At 70.9% G+C, this 22132-nt stretch carries 24 protein-coding genes; 9 read left to right on the forward strand and 15 right to left on the reverse strand.

Annotated features, from left to right (window positions below; translation table 11 throughout):
- The first annotated feature begins 181 nt into the window (after positions 1–181).
- From IE267_RS39625 to IE267_RS14430, 5 genes are all read left to right on the forward strand, one after another.
- On the forward strand, positions 182–439 hold the full coding sequence (locus IE267_RS39625) for a hypothetical protein (protein ID WP_229861170.1): 258 nt from the start codon (positions 182–184) through the stop codon (positions 437–439).
- Positions 414–944, forward strand: a complete 531-nt coding sequence (locus IE267_RS14415; protein WP_189763513.1) for a DUF6879 family protein — start codon at positions 414–416, stop codon at positions 942–944. Before IE267_RS39625 ends, IE267_RS14415 begins: the two co-directional genes overlap by 26 nt.
- A 27-nt stretch (positions 945–971) precedes the next feature.
- Positions 972–1820, forward strand: coding sequence for a helix-turn-helix domain-containing protein (locus IE267_RS14420; protein WP_189763514.1), 849 nt, complete (start codon positions 972–974; stop codon positions 1818–1820).
- A gap of 93 nt (positions 1821–1913) precedes the next feature.
- Positions 1914–2129, forward strand: coding sequence for a hypothetical protein (locus IE267_RS14425; RefSeq protein ID WP_189763515.1), 216 nt, complete (start codon positions 1914–1916; stop codon positions 2127–2129).
- A complete protein-coding gene (locus IE267_RS14430; protein ID WP_167152910.1) occupies positions 2126–2362 on the forward strand; it encodes a hypothetical protein in 237 nt (78 codons plus the stop codon). The genes IE267_RS14425 and IE267_RS14430 overlap by 4 nt, the downstream gene beginning before the upstream one ends.
- Positions 2363–2540: 178 nt before the next feature.
- On the opposite strand, the gene IE267_RS14435 is transcribed toward IE267_RS14430, so the two are convergent.
- The gene (locus tag IE267_RS14435) at positions 2541–3716 is read right to left on the reverse strand and encodes an acyl-CoA dehydrogenase family protein (protein ID WP_267895393.1); all 1176 of its coding nucleotides are present in this window, start codon (positions 3714–3716) and stop codon (positions 2541–2543) included.
- Between the two features lie 194 nt (positions 3717–3910).
- Here IE267_RS14435 and IE267_RS14440 point away from each other — a divergent pair, with 194 nt between their 5' ends.
- Positions 3911–5236, forward strand: a complete 1326-nt coding sequence (locus IE267_RS14440) for a UDP-glucose dehydrogenase family protein (RefSeq protein WP_167152909.1) — start codon at positions 3911–3913, stop codon at positions 5234–5236.
- Between the two features lie 9 nt (positions 5237–5245).
- On the opposite strand, the gene IE267_RS14445 is transcribed toward IE267_RS14440, so the two are convergent.
- The 4 genes from IE267_RS14445 to IE267_RS14460 all read right to left on the reverse strand — a co-directional run bounded on the left by IE267_RS14445 (position 5246) and on the right by IE267_RS14460 (position 9682).
- The gene (locus IE267_RS14445; RefSeq protein WP_189763516.1) at positions 5246–6370 is read right to left on the reverse strand and encodes a dipeptidase; all 1125 of its coding nucleotides are present in this window, start codon (positions 6368–6370) and stop codon (positions 5246–5248) included.
- A 335-nt stretch (positions 6371–6705) separates the two neighbouring features.
- Positions 6706–7911, reverse strand: coding sequence for a dipeptidase (locus IE267_RS14450; protein WP_189763517.1), 1206 nt, complete (start codon positions 7909–7911; stop codon positions 6706–6708).
- Between the two features lie 5 nt (positions 7912–7916).
- The gene (gene purE, locus IE267_RS14455) at positions 7917–8456 is read right to left on the reverse strand and encodes a 5-(carboxyamino)imidazole ribonucleotide mutase (protein ID WP_167152907.1); all 540 of its coding nucleotides are present in this window, start codon (positions 8454–8456) and stop codon (positions 7917–7919) included.
- Positions 8453–9682, reverse strand: coding sequence for a 5-(carboxyamino)imidazole ribonucleotide synthase (locus IE267_RS14460; RefSeq protein ID WP_229861173.1), 1230 nt, complete (start codon positions 9680–9682; stop codon positions 8453–8455). The genes purE and IE267_RS14460 overlap by 4 nt, the downstream gene beginning before the upstream one ends.
- 79 nt (positions 9683–9761) lie before the next feature.
- On the opposite strand from IE267_RS14460, the gene IE267_RS14465 reads away from it, so the two are divergent.
- A complete protein-coding gene (locus IE267_RS14465; RefSeq protein WP_161255308.1) occupies positions 9762–10265 on the forward strand; it encodes a GtrA family protein in 504 nt (167 codons plus the stop codon).
- Positions 10266–10369: 104 nt separating this feature from the next.
- On the opposite strand, the gene IE267_RS14470 is transcribed toward IE267_RS14465, so the two are convergent.
- Both IE267_RS14470 and IE267_RS14475 read right to left on the reverse strand, forming a co-directional pair.
- Positions 10370–11641, reverse strand: coding sequence for a sensor histidine kinase (locus IE267_RS14470; RefSeq protein WP_189763518.1), 1272 nt, complete (start codon positions 11639–11641; stop codon positions 10370–10372).
- Positions 11642–11654: 13 nt separating this feature from the next.
- On the reverse strand, positions 11655–12332 hold the full coding sequence (locus IE267_RS14475) for a response regulator transcription factor (RefSeq protein WP_053725082.1): 678 nt from the start codon (positions 12330–12332) through the stop codon (positions 11655–11657).
- 469 nt (positions 12333–12801) lie between these two features.
- On the opposite strand from IE267_RS14475, the gene IE267_RS14480 reads away from it, so the two are divergent.
- Positions 12802–14322, forward strand: a complete 1521-nt coding sequence (locus tag IE267_RS14480) for a peptide MFS transporter (protein ID WP_189763519.1) — start codon at positions 12802–12804, stop codon at positions 14320–14322.
- Between the two features lie 91 nt (positions 14323–14413).
- On the opposite strand, the gene IE267_RS14485 is transcribed toward IE267_RS14480, so the two are convergent.
- Together IE267_RS14485 and IE267_RS14490 are read right to left on the reverse strand one after the other, a co-directional pair.
- Positions 14414–14683: a hypothetical protein gene (locus IE267_RS14485; RefSeq protein ID WP_189763520.1), complete on the reverse strand. Its 270-nt coding sequence runs from the start codon at positions 14681–14683 to the stop codon at positions 14414–14416.
- Between the two features lie 12 nt (positions 14684–14695).
- On the reverse strand, positions 14696–14854 hold the full coding sequence (locus IE267_RS14490; protein WP_189763521.1) for a hypothetical protein: 159 nt from the start codon (positions 14852–14854) through the stop codon (positions 14696–14698).
- A gap of 261 nt (positions 14855–15115) precedes the next feature.
- On the opposite strand from IE267_RS14490, the gene IE267_RS14495 reads away from it, so the two are divergent.
- Positions 15116–16102: a helix-turn-helix transcriptional regulator gene (locus IE267_RS14495; protein WP_189763522.1), complete on the forward strand. Its 987-nt coding sequence runs from the start codon at positions 15116–15118 to the stop codon at positions 16100–16102.
- 239 nt (positions 16103–16341) lie between these two features.
- Here the strand turns inward: IE267_RS14495 and IE267_RS14500 are convergent, their stop codons facing one another.
- The 6 genes from IE267_RS14500 to IE267_RS14525 form a co-directional block, all read right to left on the reverse strand.
- Complete coding sequence (locus tag IE267_RS14500) at positions 16342–17742, reverse strand: hypothetical protein (RefSeq protein WP_189763746.1); 1401 nt, start codon at positions 17740–17742, stop codon at positions 16342–16344.
- A 41-nt stretch (positions 17743–17783) separates the two neighbouring features.
- The gene (locus IE267_RS14505; RefSeq protein WP_189763523.1) at positions 17784–18884 is read right to left on the reverse strand and encodes a hypothetical protein; all 1101 of its coding nucleotides are present in this window, start codon (positions 18882–18884) and stop codon (positions 17784–17786) included.
- Positions 18881–19819 carry a COG1470 family protein gene (locus IE267_RS14510; RefSeq protein ID WP_189763524.1) on the reverse strand — a complete coding sequence of 313 codons (939 nt, stop codon included), beginning with the start codon at positions 19817–19819 and terminating at the stop codon, positions 18881–18883. The genes IE267_RS14505 and IE267_RS14510 overlap by 4 nt, the downstream gene beginning before the upstream one ends.
- 86 nt (positions 19820–19905) lie before the next feature.
- On the reverse strand, positions 19906–20607 hold the full coding sequence (locus IE267_RS14515) for a peptidase (protein WP_189763525.1): 702 nt from the start codon (positions 20605–20607) through the stop codon (positions 19906–19908).
- A 449-nt stretch (positions 20608–21056) separates the two neighbouring features.
- On the reverse strand, positions 21057–21566 hold the full coding sequence (locus tag IE267_RS14520; protein WP_189763526.1) for an ATP-binding protein: 510 nt from the start codon (positions 21564–21566) through the stop codon (positions 21057–21059).
- 64 nt (positions 21567–21630) lie between these two features.
- Entirely contained in the window at positions 21631–21999 is a 369-nt protein-coding gene (locus IE267_RS14525; RefSeq protein WP_167156135.1) for an STAS domain-containing protein, read from the reverse strand.
- Between the last annotated feature and the right edge of the window lie 133 nt (positions 22000–22132).

The raw sequence follows: 22132 nt of genomic DNA on the forward strand, positions 1-22132 counted from the left end.
GCGGGCCCTTTCAACTGCCTTGCCGCTACGGCAGGTTGCGGGACATCACGATCCGCTGGACCTGGTTCGTGTTCTCGTGGCTCTGGGTGTCTACGTTGCTCTGACGCCCTCTTGACGCCCCGACCGCGCCGAGGACATGCTCGTGCAAGCTGGCGTAAGCCGCTCGACACCGGAGGCAGCCGTGGCACTACGGTTCATCGGGATTGATCCAGACACCGGGCAGCAGGGCTCCCCCACCGTATGGGTGGACGAGGAAAGGCGAGAGCTGGTGCTTCAGGGCTGGAGGCCAGACGAAAAGCTGGAGGCGGAGTGCGCAGCGTTCGAGCTTCCCGGGCACGCTCCGGGCATCCCGCCGCACGAAGCCGTGATTCGGATTCCGGCCCGCATGGTGCCGTTGCTCAGGGAGGCGTGCGATGTCGCAGAACGAGCCAAGCTTTAACGAACTGCTGTCCTCGGCCAGCCACTCGGCCGTGCACCTGGAGATGCGCGATTCGTACGGCGTGGGGGACGAGACCGAGGATTTCGAAAACTGGAAGCGCACGGGCCGGCGTGACGTGGACCCCGCTTCTGCATACTGGACGCCTTGGGTCGAGTTGATTCGGAGCACAGTCTGCCGAGGCGTCGTGGTCCGTCGCGCCCGCATCGTCTCCGAACCGGTCACCGATTACATCCGGTACGAACACGCCGGCACCGTGGTCAACCTCCACGCCGGGGAACAAGTCCGCTGGCTGCCCCGGCGGCAGGCGTCGGACATAGCCCTGCCCGGTAACGACTGCTGGGTCTTCGACGGCGAGGCCGTGCTCTTCAACCACTTCTCGGGTGACGGCAGCTGGTCCGAGCCGGGCTGGGAGGTGCGCACCGAATCAGCCGTGGCCCGGCTGGCGTCGACAGCGTTCGAGGCCGTCTGGGAGCGCGGCGTCCCGCACGAGAAGTATTCGGTCTGATCCAGCGAAGAACCGAAGACCCAACTCATGTCCGCCTCCCCCTCGTCCAGCGCTCAGGGCGCCCGTGAACTTCTTGCCGCTCGCCTCGGGGAACTGCGTAGGGATGCGGAGTTGACCGGGCACGAGCTGGCGATGCGGTGCGGCTGGAGCCCTGCGAAGTCATCGCGCATCGAGCACGCCAAGACTCCCGCCTCCGACTCCGACATCCGTGCCTGGTGCAAAGCCTGCGGCGCGCAGGACCAGACTGCCGACCTCCTCGCAGCGAACCGCCAGGCCGATCAGATGTACGTCCACTGGAAGAAGCTCCACCGGCACGGGATGCGTCGAGCGCAGGAGGAAGTTGCCCCGCTGTACGAGCAGACACAGCACTTCCGCGTGTACTGCTCCAACGTGATTCCCGGGATGCTCCAGACCGAGGCATACGCGTCTGCCCTGCTCTCCACGATCGCCACCTTTCAAGGCACCCCGGATGACTCCACCGAGGCCGCGGCGTCACGCATTGAGCGTTCGCGTGTCCTCCATGAAGGCAGCCATCGGTTCGCCTTGCTCATGGAAGAAACCGTGCTGCGCTATCGCATTGGTGACGCCGAGACGATGGCCGGCCAACTCGGCTATCTGCTCGCCGTGATGGCGCTGCCCAATGTGAGCCTTGGCATCATCCCGTTCGCCGCCGAGCGGCGCGTGTGGCCCTTGGAGGCGTTCTATCTGTTCGACGGCCAACGGGCGAGCGTCGAACTCCTGACGGCCGCGGTGAACATGTCGGCTCCGAGCGAGATCGGCGTATACGCCAAGGCGTTCTCCCGACTGGCGGAAATGGCCGTCTACGGCTCGGACGCCCGAGCCCTCATCACTGAGGCGATCAGCGCGGTCCGATAACTCGTGTGCAAGCTTATGCAAGACCGTGGACCAGCGGCATCCCCTCTCCCTACCGTCCTTGGCACGGCAGGAGCGCATCGATGAGGGGAAGCCATGACCAATCCGACCAAGTACCCCCAGCCTCCAGTGGAGTTGCCGGGAGTGGTGGAGGCCTACCTCTACGACTGCGCGCCGGCCGACGGCTGCGGAGTCTGCGCGGCACTGGTGAAGGAGTTGGAGGAGGCCAGGACGGCAAAGCGGTGGAGCGCCGCGTACGAGACCGCGGCCGAGGTGCGCAACCACCCGCACGCGAAGCGGGGCCGTCGATGATGGACATGCAGGAGTGGCGTTCGGCGTGGGATCGCGCCCAGGACGCCACGGACACGCTCAGAACGGCCCTGAGCGACATGGGGGCCGTCGAGACCCAGGTCATGCATCTGCGGCCGATGGTGAACCGCGGAGGGACGGCGTGGGTGGATGTGGGGCAGTTGCCCGCCGACTTGGCCGCGAGGCTGGCGGACGTGATCAGGGTCGGGAGCCTCGACGACATCGGCCCCTCGTGAGTCAGCAGGCGCCGGGGGCCGTCGCGTTCGTGCGGTTCGACCCCTAACTCCTGCTCGGCGTCAGCGCGGGATGTCCCCAGCACGGCGCTCGGGATCAGCCCGGGACGGGCCGGACCGGCCGAAGGCCGATGGGGTGCCGCGGGACCCGCGGCACCCCATCCGAGCGGTGAAAACCCTCTTACGGCAGGTTGCGGGACATCACGATCCGCTGGACCTGGTTCGTACCCTCGTAGATCTGGGTGATCTTGGCGTCGCGCATCATGCGCTCGACCGGGTAGTCGCGGGTGTAGCCGTAGCCGCCGAGGAGCTGGACGGCGTCGGTGGTGATCTCCATGGCGACGTCGGAGGCGAAGCACTTGGCGGCGGCGCCGAAGAACGTCAGGTCGGAGTCGAGGCGCTCGGACTTGGCGGCGGCCGAGTAGGTGAGCTGACGGGCGGCCTCCAGCTTCATGGCCATGTCGGCCAGCATGAACTGGATGCCCTGGAAGTCGGCGATCGCCTTGCCGAACTGCTTGCGCTCCTGGACGTAGCCCTTGGCGTAGTCGAGGGCGCCCTGCGCGATGCCGAGGGCCTGGGCCGCGATGGTGATGCGGGTGTGGTCCAGGGTCTTCATGGCGGTCGCGAAGCCCGTGCCCTCCTCGCCGATCATGCGGTCGGCGGGGATGCGGACGTTGTCGAGGTAGACCTCGCGGGTCGGCGAGCCCTTGATGCCGAGCTTCTTCTCGGGGGCGCCGAAGGAGACGCCCTCGTCCGACTTCTCCACGACGAAGGCGCTGATGCCCTTGGAGCGCTTCTCGGGGTCGGTCACGGCCATGACCGTGTAGTACTCGCTCTCACCGGCGTTGGTGATCCAGCGCTTCACGCCGTTGAGGACCCAGAAGTCGCCGTCGCGCACGGCCTTGGTCTTCATGCCGGCCGCGTCCGAACCGGCGTCCGGCTCGGAGAGGCAGTACGAGAACATGCCCTCGCCCTTGGCCAGCGGGCCCAGGTACTTCTTCTTCAGCTCCTCGGAGCCGGAGAGGATCACCGGCAGCGAGCCGAGCTTGTTGACGGCGGGGATGAGAGAGGAAGAGGCGCAGACCCGCGCGACCTCCTCGATCACGATGACGGTCGCGAGGGCGTCGGCGCCCGCGCCGCCGTACTCCTCCGGCACGTGCACGGCGTGCAGGTCGTTGGCGACCAGCGCGTCGAGCGCCTCCCGGGGGAAGCGGGCCTGCTCGTCGACCTCGGCCGCGTACGGGCCGATCTTGGCCTCGGAGAGCGAGCGGATGGCGTCGCGGAGCATGTCGTGCTCCTCGGACGGGCGGTACAGGTCGAACCCTGCGTTTCCTGCGTTTCCAGCCGTTCCGGCCAAGGTCTCTCACTCCCCAAGGGACGCTAACTACCGTTAAGTAACCTAATTTTAGGGGGCAGGACGGCCGCAGGCATACGTGAGCTTGGCGACAGCCCGAAAAGGGGCCCGACCCAGGCCCGACTATGCTCGGGCAGCGCGTTTGTCGCCCGTATGCCCGAGCCCGCCTCCCGAGCCCGTACTTCCAGGAGCACCGCATGGCCCTCAAGATCACCGTGATCGGCACCGGATACCTCGGAGCCACCCATGCCGCGGCCATGGCGGAGCTGGGATTCGAGGTGCTCGGCCTCGATGTGGTCCCGGAGAAGATCGAGATGCTGGGCCAGGGGCGCGTCCCCATGTACGAGCCCGGTCTCGAAGAACTGCTCCGCAAGCACGTCGCGGGCATCGAGGGCGCGAGCGGGCGGCTGCGCTTCACCACCTCCTGGGAGGAGGTCGGCGCGTTCGGCGACATCCACTTCGTGTGTGTGAACACCCCGCAGAAGCACGGCGAGTACGCCTGCGACATGAGCTACGTCGACGCCGCCTTCGGCTCGCTCGCCCCGCATCTGCGCGACGGCGCGCTCGTCGTCGGCAAGTCCACGGTGCCGGTCGGCTCGGCGGCCCGGCTCGCCGAGATCCTGCCCGAGGGCGTGGAGCTGGCATGGAACCCGGAGTTCCTGCGCGAGGGCTTCGCCGTCGACGACACCCTGCACCCGGACCGGCTCGTGGTCGGCGTGGAGAGCGACCGCGCCGAGAAGCTGCTGCGCGAGGTGTACGCGGGCCCCATCGGCGAGGGCTCGCCGTTCGTGGTGACCGACTTCCCGACCGCCGAGCTCGTCAAGACGGCCGCCAACTCCTTCCTCGCCACCAAGATCTCGTTCATCAACGCCATGGCCGAGGTGTGCGAGGCCGCCGACGGTGACGTGGTGAAGCTCGCCGAGGCCATCGGCCACGACGAGCGGATCGGCAAGAAGTTCCTGCGGGCCGGCATCGGCTTCGGCGGCGGCTGCCTGCCCAAGGACATCCGGGCGTTCATGGCGCGGGCCGGCGAGCTCGGCGCCGACCAGGCGCTCACCTTCCTGCGCGAGGTCGACTCGGTCAACATGCGCCGCCGCGGCCACATGGTCGAGCTGGCCCGCGAGGCGGTGGGCGGCGAGACGTTCCTCGGCAAGCGGGTCGCGGTCCTCGGCGCCACCTTCAAGCCCGACTCCGACGACGTACGGGACTCCCCCGCGCTGAACGTCGCCGGGCAGATCCACCTCCAGGGCGGCCAGGTCACGGTGTACGACCCGAAGGGCATGGACAACGCCCGCCGCCTCTTCCCCACGCTCGGCTACGCGCCGACCGCCCTCGACGCGGTGCGCGGCGCCGATGTCGTCCTGCACCTCACCGAGTGGCGCGAGTTCCGCGAGCTCGACCCGGCCGAGCTGGCCGGGGCCGCTGCCACCCGGATCATCCTGGACGGCCGCAACGCGCTCGACCCGGCCAAGTGGCGGGACGCGGGCTGGACCTACCGCGCGATGGGCCGCCCGCGCGCCTGAGGCCCGCGCCTACGACCCGTCGAGGTCCTCGATGGTGGCGCTCGACGCGGCCCTGCGAGGGGCCGTCGCCCGGGCTGTGAACTCCACGTCCCGGATCACCCGGGCGAGGTTCTCCCAGGTCAGCGCGGCGACCTCGGAATCGGTCCAGCCCCGGTCGAGGAGCTCGGCGATCAGGGTCGGGTAGCAGGAGGCGTCTTCAAGGCCGGTGGTGCGCGGCGCCCCGGTGACCAGGCCGTACGTCCCCGAGAGCCCCACATGGGTGGGCCCGGCCACCTCGCGCACCCGCTCGATGTGGTCCGCCACATCGCGTACGGAGACGGCCGGGCCGCCCCGCTCGATCTGTTCCGGGGCGAAGCTCACCAGACAGACCCCGCCCTGCTGCCCCAGCGCCTTCAGCAGGTCGTCGGAGGCGTTCAGCGGGTGCTGGGTGAGCGAGGCGGCCGCCGAGCGCGAGAGCAGCGCGGGCGCCTTGGAGGCGTCGAGCGTGCGGCGCCAGGTGGCGGGGGCGGCGCCGGAGAGGTCGAGCAGTATCCCCAGCCGGTTCGACTCGCGCACCACTTCCAGGCCGAAGCGGCTCAGGCCCGGCTCGGTCCACGAGGTGCCCGGGGTCAGCGCGAGGGCCCGTACCCCCAGCACGTGGTACGCCCGCAGGGTGCCGAGGGAGTTGCCGAGGGCGTGGGCCGCGACCGGGCCGAGGAACGAGGCGATGCGGCCGCAGTTGCGGGCATCGGCGAGGTCTCCCGCGGTCAGGGCGAGGCGCAGCCACTCGGGGGAGGCGGCGACCAGGGTACGGATGCGGTCCAGGCGTTCCAGGGTGGCGCCGGCCGGGTCGGGGCAGCCGGGGTCGGAGGTCAGCGCCCAGAACTGTGCGCCGACACCGCCGGCCCGGAGCCGGGGCAGGTCCGTGTCGAGCGAGCTCTCGCCGACCTCCAGGTCGTGCCAGGGGGCCTGCGCGAGGGCCTTCGCCAGGGTGTTGTGCCCGTCCGCCACGGGATGCGCGGCGAGCAGGTCGCGGGCGCGGCCCAGGCGGTCGTCGGTGTCCGGGGCGGGTGCCGGGTCCGGGGGTGCGGCGGCCGGCGTGTCGAGTTCGCCGACCGCCGAGGTGCTCTGGGGGTCGTCCTGCAGATCTGCCATGACGGGCTCCCGGTATCGGCGGTGACGGCAGTACGGCCACGGTGTCACGGCGTGGCGGGCGGGTCACGGCGGACGGCGCGTTCGGGGGACCCCGGGGGCTCCGCCCCCAAACCGTGCCGCCCCCCCAACCTCGCAGCCCCTGGGGCTCCGCCCCGGACCCCGGGAGATTCCCCACCCCGCCCCTTCCCTAGACCCTCCGGGGGTTGAAGTGACCCGGGGGCTCCGCCCCGGACCCCGTTCGCGCCTGAAGGGCGCTCGTCCTCGAACGCCGGACAGGCTGAAGATGCCCATGCCGACCCGCGCCCCAAGGCGCGGCACGGCACGGCACCCGAGGGCTAGGCGTCCAGGTCCGCCAGGGTCGCGTTGGAGGGGCCGCGCCGGGCGGACAGGTCCGCCGAGACGGACTCCGCGTCGCGCAGGGCCCGTACCGCGTTGGACCACGTCAGCTTCGACAGGTCCGCCGGGGACCAGCCCCGGGCAAGCAGCTCGGCCACCAGGTTCGGGTAGCCCGAGACGTCGTCCAGGCCGGCCGGGGTGAAGGCGGTGCCGTCGAAGTCGCCGCCGATCCCGATGTGGTCGACGCCCGCGACCTCCCGCATGTGGTCGAGGTGGTCCGCCACCGTCGCCGCCGTGGCGACCGGCCGGGGGTTCACCGCCTCGAACGCCTCGTGGAGCCTCATCGCCTCCGGGGAGGTGTCCAGGTGGTGCAGCCCGTGTGCCCGCAGGTTCTCGTCCGCCGCCTGCGTCCACGCCACCGCCGCCGGCAGGATGAACTTCGGCACGAACGTCGCCATCGCCACGCCGCCGTTGCCGGGCAGCTGGGCGAGCACGTCGTCCGGGATGTTGCGCGGATGGTCGCAGATCGCCCGCGCGGAGGAGTGGGAGAAGATCACGGGGGCCACCGACGTCGCCAGCGCGTCCCGCATCGTCGTCGCCGCCACGTGCGACAGGTCCACCAGCATGCCCACGCGGTTCATCTCGCGCACGACCTCGTGGCCGAACGGCGAGAGCCCGCCCACGCCCGGCTCGTCCGTCGCCGAGTCCGCCCACGCGAGGTTGTCGTTGTGGGTCAGGGTCATGTACCGCACGCCGAGCGCGTGCAGCGCACGCAGCGTGGCGAGGGAGTTGTTGATCGAGTGGCCGCCCTCGGCGCCCTTGAGCGAGGCGATGCGGCCCTCGGCGCGGGCCTTCTCCATGTCGTCCGCCGTCAGCGCGGGCGCCAGGTCGCCGGGGTAGCGCGCCAGCATCTGGTCGACGCAGTCGATCTGCTCCAGGGTCGCGCTGACCGCCTCGTCGCCCGCCAGGTCGGTCCGTACGTACACGGACCAGAACTGCGCCCCGACCCCGCCGGCCCGCAGCCGCTTGAGGTCAGTGTGGGTGCGGCCGGTCAGGTCGGTCGCCAGGTCGCAGCGGTCCAGGTCGTAGCGGGCCTTGGCGCGCAGCGCCCAGGGCAGGTCGTTGTGGCCGTCGATCACGGGGTGCGCGGCGAGCAGCGCGCGGGCTTCGTCGAGATGGGTCGTGGCAGGTGTCTTCGGTGTCATGGGACTCACTTTCCGAATCCGAAGGCGCCCGAACCCTCGACCTTCGCCCGCAGCCGCTTGCCCTTGTCGGTGGCCTGGTCGTTCAGCTCCTGCTGGAACTCCCGCATGCGGGCGAGGAGTTCGGCGTCCTGCGTCGCGAGGATGCGGGCCGCGAGCAGGCCCGCGTTGCGCGCCCCGCCGACCGAGACGGTCGCGACCGGCACGCCCGCCGGCATCTGCACGATGGAGAGCAGCGAGTCCATGCCGTCGAGGTACTTGAGCGGAACGGGGACACCGATGACCGGGAGCGGGGTCACGGAGGCGAGCATGCCGGGCAGATGGGCGGCGCCGCCCGCGCCCGCGATGATCGCCTTCAGGCCGCGGCCCGCGGCCTCCTCGCCGTACGCGATCATCTCGCGCGGCATCCGGTGCGCGGAGACGACGTCGACCTCGTAGCGGATCTCGAACTCGTCCAGCGCCTTGGCCGCGGCCTCCATGACCGGCCAGTCGGAGTCCGAGCCCATGACGATGCCGACGACCGGACCGGCGTTGGTGGTGGTGCTCATTCGGTGATCGTTCCCCTGAGGTAGTCGGCTGCGTGGCGGGCCCGCTCGCGGACGTCCGCGAGGTCGTCGCCGTAGGTGTTGACGTGGCCCACCTTGCGGCCCGGCTTCACGTCCTTGCCGTACATGTGGATCTTGAGCTGCGGGTCGCGGGCCATGCAGTGCAGGTACGCGTAGTACATGTCCGGGTAGTCGCCGCCGAGCACGTTGCACATCACGGTCCACTTCGACCGCGGGCGCGGGTCGCCCAGGGGGAGGTCGAGGACGGCGCGGACGTGGTTGGCGAACTGCGAGGTGATCGCGCCGTCCTGGGTCCAGTGGCCGGAGTTGTGCGGGCGCATCGCCAGCTCGTTGACGAGGATGCCGGGCACACCGTCGGCGTCGCGGGTCTCGAACAGCTCGACCGCGAGATGGCCGACGACGCCGAGTTCGGACGCGATCCGCAGGGCGAGCTGCTGCGCCTCGCCCGCCAGCTCGTCGTCGAGGTCCGGCGCGGGGGCGATCACCGTGTCGCAGACCCCGTCGACCTGGATCGACTCGACGACCGGGTAGGCCACGGCCTGGTCGCTGGGGGACCGCACGACGTTGGCCGCCAGCTCCCGCACGAAGTCCACCTTCTCCTCGGCGAGGACGTCGACGCCCGCCTTGAAGGCGTCGGCCGCGTCCGCCTCGGAGCGCACGAACCACACGCCCTTGCCGTCGTAGCCGCCCACCACCGTCTTGAGGATGACGGGGTAGCCCCCGCCCTCCTCGGCGAACGCGCTCACGTCCGCGGGGTCGGCCACGATGCGGTGGCGGGGGCAGGGCGCGCCGATCGCGCTGAGCCGGGCGCGCATCACCCCCTTGTCGTGGGCGTGCACCAACGCGTCGGGCCCCGGCCGGACGACGATGCCGTCCGCTTCCAGGGCCCGCAGATGCTCGGTCGGCACGTGCTCGTGATCGAAGGTGATCACGTCACAGCCGCGCGCGAAGTCACGCAGCGTGTCCAGGTCGCGATAGTCGCCGACGACGACCTCGCTCACCACCTGGGCCGCCGAGTCCTGCGGGGTGTCACTGAGGAGCTTGAATCTGATGCCGAGGGGGATGCCCGCCTCGTGGGTCATGCGGGCGAGCTGACCGCCGCCGACCATGCCGACTACCGGGAACGTCACGCCTCCAGGGTATCCGCCGCCCGCGCGGGCCCTCCAGGGGCCGCTTCCGGTGGACGGAACTCGGGTGCCCACGGGCATTGCACAGGGGGGGTGGTTAGCATGGGCGGGTTGACTGGCACGAAAAGCACACCGACTCGGACGGGGCTGGGCGATCACCATGAGTGCACAGGGCGCGTCGCCATCGCGACTGCGACTGCTCGTCCGCGAGGTCGCCAAGTTCGGCGCCGTGGGCGGTCTCGGGGTGCTCGTGAACATGGGCGCCTTCAACCTGCTGCGGCACGCGACCGACCTCCAGGTGGTGCGGGCCAGCCTGCTGGCCACCGCGATCGCGATCGCGTTCAACTACGTGGGCTTCCGCTACTTCGCCTACCGGGACCGCGAGAAGAGCGGCCGGGCCCGTGAGCTCACGCTGTTCCTGCTGTTCAGCGTGGTCGGCGCAGTGATCGAGAACGGCATCCTGTACGTGGCCACGTACGGCTTCGAGTGGAACAGCCCGTGGCAGAACAACTTCTTCAAGTTCCTCGGCATCGGGCTCGGCACGCTGTTCCGGTTCTGGTCCTACCGCACCTGGGTGTTCCGCGCACTCCCGGCCCGGGAGGCAGTACAGACGGCCGAATCGTTTCTCGACGCCCCCCGGCCCGCCGTCCCCGCCGAACGCTGACCGGGTCCGCCGACCCGGCTCCACTCACTGACTCCCCCCGCACCCGCACCCGCATGCGCTGAGCGCACTGCCGAGCGGGCCCCGGGCCGGGCACCCTCGGGGCCTCAGCGGATCGTCGTCGTACGCTCCGGCTCCCGGTGCCCGCGTGCCTCGCGGCTGAGGAAGAGCGCGAACACCGCCGGCTGCTGCTGGAGCATTTCGAGCCGGCCCCCGTCGGCCTCCGCGAGGTCGCGGGCGACCGCCAGGCCGATGCCCGTGGAGTTGCGGCCGCTGATGGTCCGCTCGAAGATGCGGGCGCCGAGGTCGGGGGGTACTCCGGGGCCCTCGTCGGTGACCTCGACCACGGCCTGGTTGCCGGTGACACGGGTGCGCACCGCGACCGTGCCGCCGCCGTGCATCAGGGAGTTCTCGATCAGCGCGGCGAGCACCTGGGCGACCGCACCCGGGGTGCCGACGGCCTTGAGTCCGGACTTGCCGGAGCGCACGATCGCGCGGCCCTCGCCGCGGTAGGCCGGGCGCCACTCCTCCAGCTGCTGCTTGACGACCTCGTCGAGCGAGAAGACCACGGCCGAACCGGTGCGCGGGTCACGGCTGTTGGTGAGCAGGCGCTCCACCACGTCGGTGAGCCGCTCGACCTGGGTGAGCGCGATCGTGGCCTCCTCCTTGACCGTGTCGAGGTCGTCGGTGAGGGCGATCTCCTCCAGCCGCATGGAGAGCGCGGTCAGCGGCGTACGCAGCTGGTGCGAGGCGTCCGCCGCGAGCCGGCGCTCGGCCGTGAGCATCCGGCCGATCCGGTCGGCCGACGAGTCGAGCACATCGGCGACCCGGTCCAGCTCGGGCACCCCGTACCGCTTGTGCCGCGGGCGCGGGTCGCCCGAGCCGAGCCGCTCGGCGGTCTCGGCGAGGTCGGTCAGCGGGGAGGCCAGCTTGTTGGCCTGGCGTACCGCCAGGAGCACCGCCGAGACGATGGCGAGCAGGGCGACCGCGCCGATGATCAGCAGCGTGCGCCCGACCTCCTTCGTGACCGTGGAGCGGGACTCCTCGACCAGGACGGACTCGCCGCGCTCGCCCACGGCGGTGCCCCTGATGACGGTGCCCTCGGGCTTCGGCCCGATCTCCATCACCGGGCGGCCCGGGATCGCGATGCGGGCGTACCGCTTGGGGTCGATCTGTTCGTTCAGGACCTGCGCGTTGATCGTCTCGTTCGCCAGGGTGCGGCTGTCGACGACGGAGACCAGCCGCAGCGCCTCGGAGTTGACGCTCTCCTGGGCGCTGCTGCTGATGGTCCGCGTCTCGACGATGACGAGGGAGACGCCGAAGACCGCGATCACCACGAGAACGACCGCGAGTGTGGAGTTGATCAGCCGACGGCGCATGTGCGGAGGTGCTCTAGCTCTTCTCGAAGCGGAAGCCGACTCCGCGGACGGTGGCGATGTAGCGCGGGTTGGCCGCGTCGTCGCCGAGCTTCTTGCGCAGCCACGAGATGTGCATGTCGAGCGTCTTGGTCGAGGACCACCACGTGGTGTCCCAGACCTCGCGCATCAGCTGATCACGGGTCACCACCCGGCCCGCGTCCCGGACCAGGACCCGCAGCAGGTCGAACTCCTTGGCCGTGAGCTGGAGCTCCTCGTCGCCCATCCAGGCGCGGTGCGACTCGACGTCGATCCGCACGCCGTGCGTGGCGGGCTGGGGCACCGGCTCGGTGGCCCCGCGCCGCAGCAGCGCCCGGACCCTCGCGAGGAGTTCGGCCAGGCGGAAGGGCTTGGTCACGTAGTCGTCGGCACCGGCGTCGAGGCCGACCACGGTGTCCACTTCGTCGGCGCGGGCGGTGAGCACGAGGATGGGGACGGTGTGTCCCTCGGAGCGCAGCCTCCGGGCGACTTCGAGGCCGTCCATACCGGGGAGCCCCAGGTCGAGCACGACCAGGTCGGCGCCCCCCTGCAGTCCGGCGTCGAGGGCGGTCGGGCCGTCCTCGCGCACCTCGACCTCGTAACCCTCCCTGCGCAGGGCGCGGGCCAGTGGCTCCGAGATGGACGCGTCGTCCTCGGCGAGCAGTACACGGGTCATGGGGGTGATGGTAGTCCGCGGCGGCGACAATGCGTCAGGTGATCCACCCGCCCTGCGGGTCTGTGGAGCGATCTTGTTTAACACCTTCGAATATGGGTGAGTGGTTCCACGGATGCCTGTGATCCATATCTCAAGTCCTTCCATATGCGGCAGTGTGGTGACGTATGGTGTCCCGACGCCTATAGCACTACTCAAGGACCTTTGGCCTGCTTGGCGCGCCAAGGGTCTCTTTTCTGCACAAGACCGGCCACGCCAGTCTTGAGACCAGTGAATGACCTACGGGCCGGGCCCCAGCGCGACGAAGCGCACGGGGTGTGGATCCCGGTGTGGTCCGTCCGTTCCGCGCTCCCCCACGGAGCCGGACCCCGAAGGCGTCGGGGGGACGGCCCCCATGCCGGTGCCGGCCCTCCCCCACCGGGCGCGACTCAACGCTCACGAAGCGCGCGTCCCGAGCAAGCAAGGATCGACCATGGCGTCCAGCCTGACGAAGGACTCGGCCAGTACCACTGGCACCGAGAAGACCTTCTTCGGCCACCCCCGCGGCCTGGCCACTCTGTTCATGACCGAGATGTGGGAGCGGTTCTCCTACTACGGCATGCGTGCGCTTCTCATCTACTACCTGGTCTCGGGCGGCGCCGACGCCGCCACGGGCAGCCAGGGCGGCGGCCTGGCGATGACCACGGCGACGGCGACGGCGATCTACTCCGTCTACGTCTCGATGGTCTACCTGATGGCGATGCCGGGCGGATGGTTCGGCGACCGCGTCTGGGGTGCCCGCAAGACCGTGGCCATCGCCGGCTTCGTGATCATGGCCGGTCACTTCTCGCTCGCGGTTCCCGGCCAGGCGATGTTCTTCGTCGGTCTGATCCTCGTCGCGATCGGCTCCGGTCTCCTCAAGGCCAACATCTCCACGATGGTCGGCCACCTGTACGACGGCCCCGAGGACCCGCGCCGCGACGGCGGCTTCACGCTGTTCTACGTCGGCATCAACCTCGGTGCGTTCGTCGCGCCGTTCGTGGTCGGCACGATCGGCAAGGAGCACAACTGGCACCTGGGCTTCGCGCTCGCCGCGGTCGGCATGGGCCTGGGCCTGACCCAGTTCCTCATCGGCACCCGCAACCTGAGCCCGAAGAGCAGCGTCGTCCCGAACCCGCTGAGCCCCGAGGAGCGCAAGCGCGTCCTCGTCAAGGTCGGCCTGGCCTGCCTGGCGGTCGTGGTCTTCTACGGTGCCGTCGTGGGCCTCGGCGCGTACACGCTGAACTGGGCGCTGGTCCCGCTGACGCTCGCCGGTCTGCTCATCCCGCTCGCCGTCCTGACGCGCATCAAGCGCGACAAGGAGCTGTCGGCGACCGAGCAGACGAAGATGAGCGCCTACATCTGGTTCTTCATCGCCGCCGCCGTCTTCTGGATGATCTACGACCAGGGTGGTTCGACCCTGTCGCTGTTCGCCGACGGCAAGACCGCGGACTCGGTGTTCGGGCTCGGCTTCTCGGCCACCTGGTACCAGTCCCTGAACCCGCTGTTCGTGATGGCGCTCGCGCCGGTCTTCGCGTGGCTGTGGCTGTGGCTGGCCCGCAAGAACCAGGAGCCCAACACCATCGTGAAGTTCGCGATGGGTCTGGTCCTGGTCGGTGCGTCGTTCTTCGTCTTCATCGTGCCGATGAACATGGCGGGCGACGGCACCAAGGTCAGCCCGATGTGGCTGGTGTCGATCTACATGATCCAGACCATCGGCGAGCTGTGCCTGTCGCCGGTCGGCCTCTCCGTCACGACGAAGATGGCGCCGCAGAAGTACGCCTCGCAGATGATGGGCATCTGGTTCCTCGCGGTCACCGCGGGTGACTGCGTCACGGGCCTGCTCTCGCTCGGCGGGGTGAGCCTCAACGGCGTCGGGGTCATCGCCCTCGAAGCGGCCGCGGCGGTCGTCGCCGGTCTGGCGGTCTACATGTACCGCAACAAGGTCAAGGCCATGATGGGCAGTGTCCACTGACGCACCCCGGCAACGCGAAGGGCCCGGCACTTCTGTGCCGGGCCCTTCGCGTTGCCGGGGCCGGTCGGCCGGCGAGGAAGGAACGCCGCGGTCAGCGGAACGGGTCGGCCGCCCAGTAGCCCAGGGACGCGAGCGGAGAGCGCGACCGGTCGAGGACGGCACGGGTGCTCAGGAGCGCGTCCGCGTCCGACGGGGCCCGAAGGAAGAAGAAGGCGTACAGGCCGTGTTCGGCCGGCCGGAGCGTGACGTGTTCGAGCCCGTCGGCGGGCACGGCGTGTGCCCAGAGCAGGTCGTGGACGATCGCGAGGACGGGCGCACTGGCGTCGCCCGGTGGGGTGCCTGCCAGGGGGGCGCGGATCACCCGCACAAGAGGTCAGTCCCAGCTGATGCTGTTGACGGTGGCCCGCGGTGCCGGAGCGTCCCAGCTGATGCTGCCGGGGGTGGCCGTCGCCGCGGCCGCGGTGGCGGCGGTGGCGGAGCAGAGCAGGACGGCGAGGGCTGCGGCGGCGGCAAGGCGGCTGGTGCGGAACATCCGGGGACTCCAAGGGCTACGGACTGCTGGTGACTGGCTGTACGCCGCGCGGTACCGGAACGCCCTTACGGGCCCTGGCCTGGGGCGTTGGTGGTGCGCCGCCGTTCCGGTGAACACCATCCTGCTCGGACCGTCAGCCCACGGGAAGAGGGTTCGGGTGGCACCAAGAGGCCCGGCACCTTGGGGCCACTCGACCGGGCCCGGATATGATCAACGCTCAGTTTCATCACACTTCATTCACATTCAGCCGGGGGGCCAGGAATGTTGGAAGCGCTGGGGTTGGATCCGCACGCCGAGGCGGTTTATCGGGGCATGCTGGCGGATCCCGTGGGGGGCGTGGCCGAGCTGAGCCACCGGCTCGGGCTCACCGAGAGCGAAGTCCGTGACGGCCTCGACCGCCTGGTCGACCTGGAGCTCCTGAGGCCCACCCGGGAGTCCCTCGGCGGCCTGCGTCCGGTCCGGCCGGAGCTCGGCCTCGACCTGATCCTGCGACACCAGGAGGAGGAACTCGCAAGGCGCCAGGAGGAGTTGGCCCGCGGGAAGGCGGCCGCCGCGAGGCTCGCCTCCGACTTCGCGGAACTGCTGCCCAATACCGAGATCGATGGTGCGGAGCGCCTGGTGGGTCTGGACGCCATCCAGAGCCGTCTCGAGGCCCTGGCCAACGGCCTGGCCCGGGAGTGCCTCGCCATCCTGCCCGGCGGCGCGCAGTCGGTGGGCAGCCGCGAGGCCTCGCGCCCGCTGGACGAACGGGCGCTGCGGCGCGGCGTCGAGATGCGGACCATCTACCAGGACAGCGTGCGCAACGATCCGGCGACGCTGACCTACGCGCGCTGGCTCACCGAACTCGGTGGTCAGGTACGCACGGGCCCGCTCCTGCCGCAGCGCCTCCTGATCTTCGACCGCACCACCGCGCTGATCCCCATCGACCCGCACAACACCCGCCTCGGCGCCCTGTGCACGCGCTCGCCGGGCATCGTGGCTCCGCTGGTCACGCTGTTCGAGCAGACGTGGGAGACGGCGGTGCCCCTGGGCGCGGACCGGACCCGCGCGGACGGCGAATCCCTCACCCCCGGAGAGCGGGAACTGCTCAAGCTGCTCGCGTCCGGCATGACCGATGAGACGGCCGGCCGACAGCTGGGGGTGTCCCTGCGGACCGTGCGTCGGCAGATGTCCGGCCTGATGGAGCGGCTGCACGCCTCCAGCCGCTTCGAGGCGGGACTCAGGGCGGCCCAACGAGGATGGCTCTGACCGACCCCGGCGCGGCTCGCCCGACCGACCCCGGCGCGGCTCGGCCGACCTGGGTACGGCGCGGCTCGGCCGACCTGGGTACGTCTCGTCCGACCGTCCACACCGCGCACCCACCGCCGGAAGACGCCCCGGCGCCACCGGCCGCTGCCGCACCGCGCGAACGCGGCCCGTTCCGAAGACCGTCTCCGGAACGGGCCGAGCCGCTCGTGGTCCGCACTCACCTCACGCCGATGCCGGCGTCAGCGCGTGCCGCGCAGGCGCTTCCACGGGGTGAAGGTGAAGATCGCGCCGCCGAGGAGCAGCACCGTGCCCGCGACCAGACCGAGCGCGCGCAGGGCGCCGTTGTCGCTCGCACCGGTCTGGGCGAGGCCGCCCGAACCGGCCGTGGAGGCGCTGGAGCCGCCCGCCGCCGTACCGCCCGCGGAGCCGCTGCCGCCCGCCGCGCCGCCGGGCTGGGCCGCCGTGTCCAGCTCCAGGGAGACCGGCGCCGAGCCGGAGACCTTGCACGGGATGTGGATCGGGGAGCCGCCCAGGGTGACGTCGATGGACAGGTCGCCGGGGCTCAGCGTCGACTTGCCCGAGGCGCCCGGCTTGTAGGTACCGGTCATGTCGGTGAGGCTGACCGGTGCGCCCGACTTGATCGGGTCGGGGTTGGCCGCTCCCGTGACGGCCACCGTGCCCTTGTCGGCGCCGCCGACGGTGACCTGCATGGACGGCTTGAGCGCCCCCGCCGGAAGGTCGGCCGGGCTGTTCATGACGCCCTTGGCCGTCTTGACGGTCAGGGCGTAACTCCCGCCGCTCTTCTTGGCGTTGATGGTCACCTTGGACTGGATACTGGCCGGCCCGGGCGAGGTGCAGGCGAAGTTGACGGCGACCTCCTTGCCCGGGAAGTCGGTCTGGCCCCCGCTGCCACCGGTGGTCCCGCCGGAGGTGGACCCGCCGCTCGTGGTCCCGCCGGTCGTCGATCCGCCGGAGGTGGTGCCGCCGGTGGTGCCGCCGGACGTCGTCGTGCCGCCCGAAGTGGTCGAGCCGGTGGTGCCGCCCGTGGTCGAGCCCGTGGTGCCTCCGGACGTCGTCGTGCCCCCGGTCGTGGAACCCCCGGTGGTACCGCCCGCGTCCGTCACCTTGATCGTCGCGGAGACGCCGACCGTCGCCTTCGGCGTGCACTTGGTGTCCGTCGACATGATCTGGTTGACGTTGATGTTGTACGCGTCCGGCGTCAGCGTGACGTCACCGGCCTTGGTCAGCTTCAGTTTGGCCGTCATGTCCGAGAGGACCATCGGGCTGTTCTTGGGGATGGGCGGGTTCTGCCGCGGGCCCTTCATGGCGATGTCCGCGGTCTGCGCGCCCGCCGCCTTGAGGGTGCCGGTGGGCTGGACGACGTCCTTGTTGAGGTCGAGGACGTTGGGGTTGTTCGAGGCGGCCTGGGTGAACTTCCAGACGACGTCCACCTCGTCGCCCACCTTGGCCGTGGCGGGCGCGGTGATCTGCACCTTCGTCGTGCCCTCGACCGGCGGCAGACCGGAGATGGACGGCGGTATGCACTCGGTGGCGTACGAGACTTCGGCTGCTTGTGCGGGACCTGCGGTCAGCATGATCCCCGCGCCGCCGAGCATCAGCGCGAGACCGGCCGCGCTCATCCTCCGTTGCGTGGTCACGGATTTCCCTTCGTCGTGGAACGTTACGGACGGTTGGGGTGGTTCTCGGACGGTGCGGAGTCGGGGGTGAACCACGGCAGCGCGGCCGTGGTTCCGTGCGGGGCGGTGCCCGGACCGGGCTCCGGCGCGGCGGGCGGCGGCCCTTCGGCGGGCGCCCGGCGCACCTTCGGCAGCCGTACGGTCACGTCGGGCAGCCGTACGCCCCGGTGCCGGGCCTGGTCGGACCGTCGGGGGGCGCGCGGGCGGAGCCGGTCGACGACGACCATGCCGATGCGGAAGACCGCGGCGGGCACCACCAGGCAGAGCAGAATCCAGAAGAGGGTGACGCCCCAGGGCCGGTCCACCCCCCACGGCTCGGTCGCGAGCAGCTTCTTCGCGTACTGGAGCGAGACCTGGTAGTCGCCGTGGGCGCCGGGCGACAGCTCGAAGTCGAGCTTGATCTCGGCCTTCTGGCCGGGCCCGATGGTGCCCTTCCACTGCCGGTCCTCCCACTGCGGGGCGAACACGCCGTGGGCGGTGCCGAGTTGGAATACGGGGTCCTTGACGGGGCCGGAGCCCAGGTTGCCCACGGTGAAGACCAGGGTGCGGGCGGGCGGCGCGCCGAACCACGTGAGCAGGGAGCCGCTGCCGTCCAGGCGCGGCTCGGTGAGCACCGCGAGCCTGCCGTCCCCGCTCTCGGTGGGCAGCGGCGCCACTGGATGCCCAGTGATCGTCAACTCGGTGTCCACGACGGCCTGTTCACCCTGCACCGTCGCCACGTGGACGACGCACGGACACGGTTTGGGCGGCGGCGCGGCCGGCAGGACCTTGCTGAAGGAGCCCTCGCCATCGGTGGTGACGGCCTGACCGTCGGCGTTGGAGCAGGAGTTGGTGCCGCCGATGACGCCGAGTTCGGGGGTGGACTGCCCGCACACGAGCAGCATCAGCAGCGCCCCGGGCCGCCACCCCTTGCCGGTGACGGTGACGTCCGCCCCCTTGGCCGCCTCGCTCCGGGAGAGCGCGACGCTGCGCGCCGGCTTCTCCGGGGCCGCGTACGAGGGGCCGGCCGTCAGCACGACGAGCAGACCGGACAGCAGGCCGGACAGCAGCGGGGCGAGGGCCGCGCCCCCGGGACGTGACTTCACTGGAGGGCTCCTGTCTGTGCCAACTCGCGTTCCGCAAATGGCACTTCGACCGGCTCGGCGGAGCGCCGCCGACGGCGCCGGACCAGCCGGAGGGCGGCAGCAGCGCCACCGAGGACCACCAGGGCCGCCCCCGCCACCGCTGCCCACGGCACGAAGGTGGCGCTCGCCCCGGCGGTGGCGTGGGCGCCGCCGTCCGCGGTCACGTCGAGGTGGACGGTGACCCGGTCGAGGGCGGGCGGGTGCGCCCAGGGTTCGCTCAGCTCGACGCGCCGGCCGGGCAGCAGCTCGACGGGCAGCGCCTTGGCCGGGCGGTCGAGGGCGCGCCCGAAGACCCCGTCAGCGCGCAGCGCCAGACGCGGGGTCAGGGCGGTGTTGCCGCGATTGACCAGGGCGTAACGAATCAGCCCGTGGGCCTTGTCGACGCGTACGGACTCCACGGTGAGGGCGCTCAACGTCGGTCCCGACACGCGGAGTTGGAGGCGTACGCCCACTTCGCGCCCGCCCGCGTCCGCCACGAGGGCGGCGGGGTGGTCACCGGGCTGCGCACCGGAGGGGACGGTGACGGCGAAGGGCACGTCGGCGCGGGTGCGCGGCGGAATCCTGACCTCGGGTGCCGCGAGGGCGATCCACGGGTCGGGGGTGCGCCGCACGGCGAAGTCCCCGTTGGTGGCGTTGTAGGCGGCGGCGCCGCGCAGTTTCACGGTGAGCGGGGCGTCGGAGGGGTTGCTCAGGGAGAGGGTGTCCTGAAGGACCGTGCCGGGCGGTCCCTCCAGGTAGAAGTAGGGCCGCCCGTCGGAGGTGGGGCGGGTACCGCCGCCGGATGCGGGCGCGGCGGTCCAGTCCCCGCTCGCTGTCGGCGCGGCCCCGGCGGCGGGCACCGCGAGGGCGCACAGCAGCAGGGCCATGGCCGGCAGGGCCAGGCGGATCGGACGCATCGGCGGCTCCTCGGACGCGAGGCGGTTCCTTGCGGGGTGCTTCCTTGCGGGGTTGTCGTGCGGGCCGTGCCGGCGTACGAGCGGGCTCAGGCGCGCTGGTTGCGGCGGGTCAGCCAGAGCACCCCGGCCGCGCCGACCAGGACGACCGTGCCGCCGAGCGTGCCGAGCGCCACGGCCGAGTCGAGCGGGCCGGTCTTGGGCAGGGCCGCCGGGGCGCCGCCGCCGGTGCTGCCACCGCTGCTTCCGCTACCACTGCTGCCACCACTGCCGCCCGAACCGGCCGCCCCGGTGACGTCCAGCTCCAGGGAGGGTCCAGGGCTGTTGCTGGCGGTGCAGGTCGTGACGGTGCCGAGCGCCTTGATGGTGAGCACGCCGGCGGTGAGGGTGACCTTGCCGTTCGCCTTCGGTACGTAGGTTCCCGACAAGTCACTGATCTTGATCGGGGAGTTGGCGGGTATCTCCGCGGTGTTGGCGGGCCCCTTGACCGCGATGGTGCCCTTGTCGGCGCCGCCCAGGTTGATCAGCGCGCTCGGGTTCATCGCGCCCGCGCCGAGCGCGACCGGGCTGGAGGAGACGCCCTTCTGGAAGGACATGGTCACGTTGTAGGAACTGCCGCTCTTGACCGCCTTGATGTCGATCGGCGACACGGCGCTCTTCGCCCCGATGGGGGTCTTGCAGTTGTAGTTCACGTCCACGACGGACGCCTGGGCCGCCGGGGCGGTGATCAGCACCACCGAGCCCGCCACCGCCGTCGCCAGCGCGAGAGCTGTCCTCTTCCGGTACGACACCTCTGGTTCCCCTTATGCCGGTTGAGCCGGAGGCCGCCAAGTTACTGACGGCACATCAGATTGGGCGCTCAAGGTACGCCGGGGAGGTTGTCGAGGGAAGACAAAGAACAGGGTCGGATCGACGCCCGGCCGACGTCCGGACATGCCCGTGGCCCGACGGTACGAACCGCCGGTAACCATGAACAGGAGTTACGCGGGTGCCGAGGGTTGCGCCCGGCCGGGGACGGCACGGACGCCGAAGTCCGAGTACGGCCGAGGTGCGCGCGCCGGGGGCCGAGCCAAGCCGCGAGTTGCGCGCCGAAGGCCGAGCCCAGCCGGCCGCGGCCGGGCGATCGCCGGGGATCGGCCCCGCCCGGAGGTGCGCGGTCGCCGAGGACCGGCCCGGCCGGAGCCGTGCGGGCGCCGCGCGTTCCACCCGGCGGGGTGTGCGCGCGTCCGCCCGACCGCGGTTACGCCGGGGCCGCGAGTTCCGCCCAGACCGTCTTGCCGGGCACCCCCGGTGTGCGCACCACGCCCCAGTCGAGGCACAGCCGCTGCACGATGAACATGCCGTGTCCGCCGGGCCGCCCCGCGCGGTGCGGGGTGCGCGGCGCGGGCTGGCCCGAGCCGAGGTCGCTGACCTCCAGGCGCAACACCTTCGCGGTGTGCGAGACGCGCAGCCCCTCGGGCCCCTCGGCGTGCAGGCACGCGTTGGTGACCAGCTCGGAGACGACGAGCAGCACGTCCTCACAGGCGGCGCGGCCCTCGGCCGTAGCCGCCGGGAGCCAGTCCCAGTCGTAGAGGGCCTGCCTGGTGAAGTCACGGGCCATCGGAACGATGCCGCTCGCCCCCGACAGTGCCAGGACGCGTTCGGATACTACGGGGGCCGGGCTGTCGTTTTCCGACAGCCCGGCGTCGGGCCCGGCACCTTGGGATTCGGGCCCACGGTCGCCCGGAGCCTGCTCCCGGGTGGTGCTCATCAGCGCTTCACCTCACCGATTCGCCAATGTCTTCAGTCTGGTCTCCTGCCCGGACGAATCCGGGTCAGTCACTCAGAGCGGTATCGAGCGAATCATGCACGGTGAAGACTGCCTCCGCCCCCGTGATCTCGAATACCCGAGCCACCACGGGCTGCATGGCCACCAGGTGCACCGCGCCGCCCAGCTCCTCCGCCTTGAGGCGGGCGCCGAGCAGTACGTTCAACCCGGTGGAGTCGCAGAACTCCAGCTGCGAACAGTCCACGACGAGCCGGATGCGCCCCTGTTCGAGGGCTTCCTCCAGCGGCTCCCTGAGCAGATCCGCGGTGTGGTGATCGAGCTCACCCGCGGGTGTCAGAACCTCGCTGTGACCTACGGTGCGGACTCCGACCCGGAGCCGGCCCCGATTCGTGCTGCCGACCGTGCCGCGGTCCATGCCGTCCCTCTTCGCCGATTCGTCGTAACTTCCCAGGAACACTACGCCTTCCCTACGCCATCTGGAACCCGAACATCCCACCAAAACGGACATATACCAACAAAGAAGCCTTGCAAGAGCCTACTTAAAGCGG

The organism is Streptomyces xanthochromogenes (assembly GCF_014650455.1).
In the GTDB taxonomy this organism is placed as follows: Bacteria; Actinomycetota; Actinomycetes; order Streptomycetales; family Streptomycetaceae; genus Streptomyces; species Streptomyces xanthochromogenes.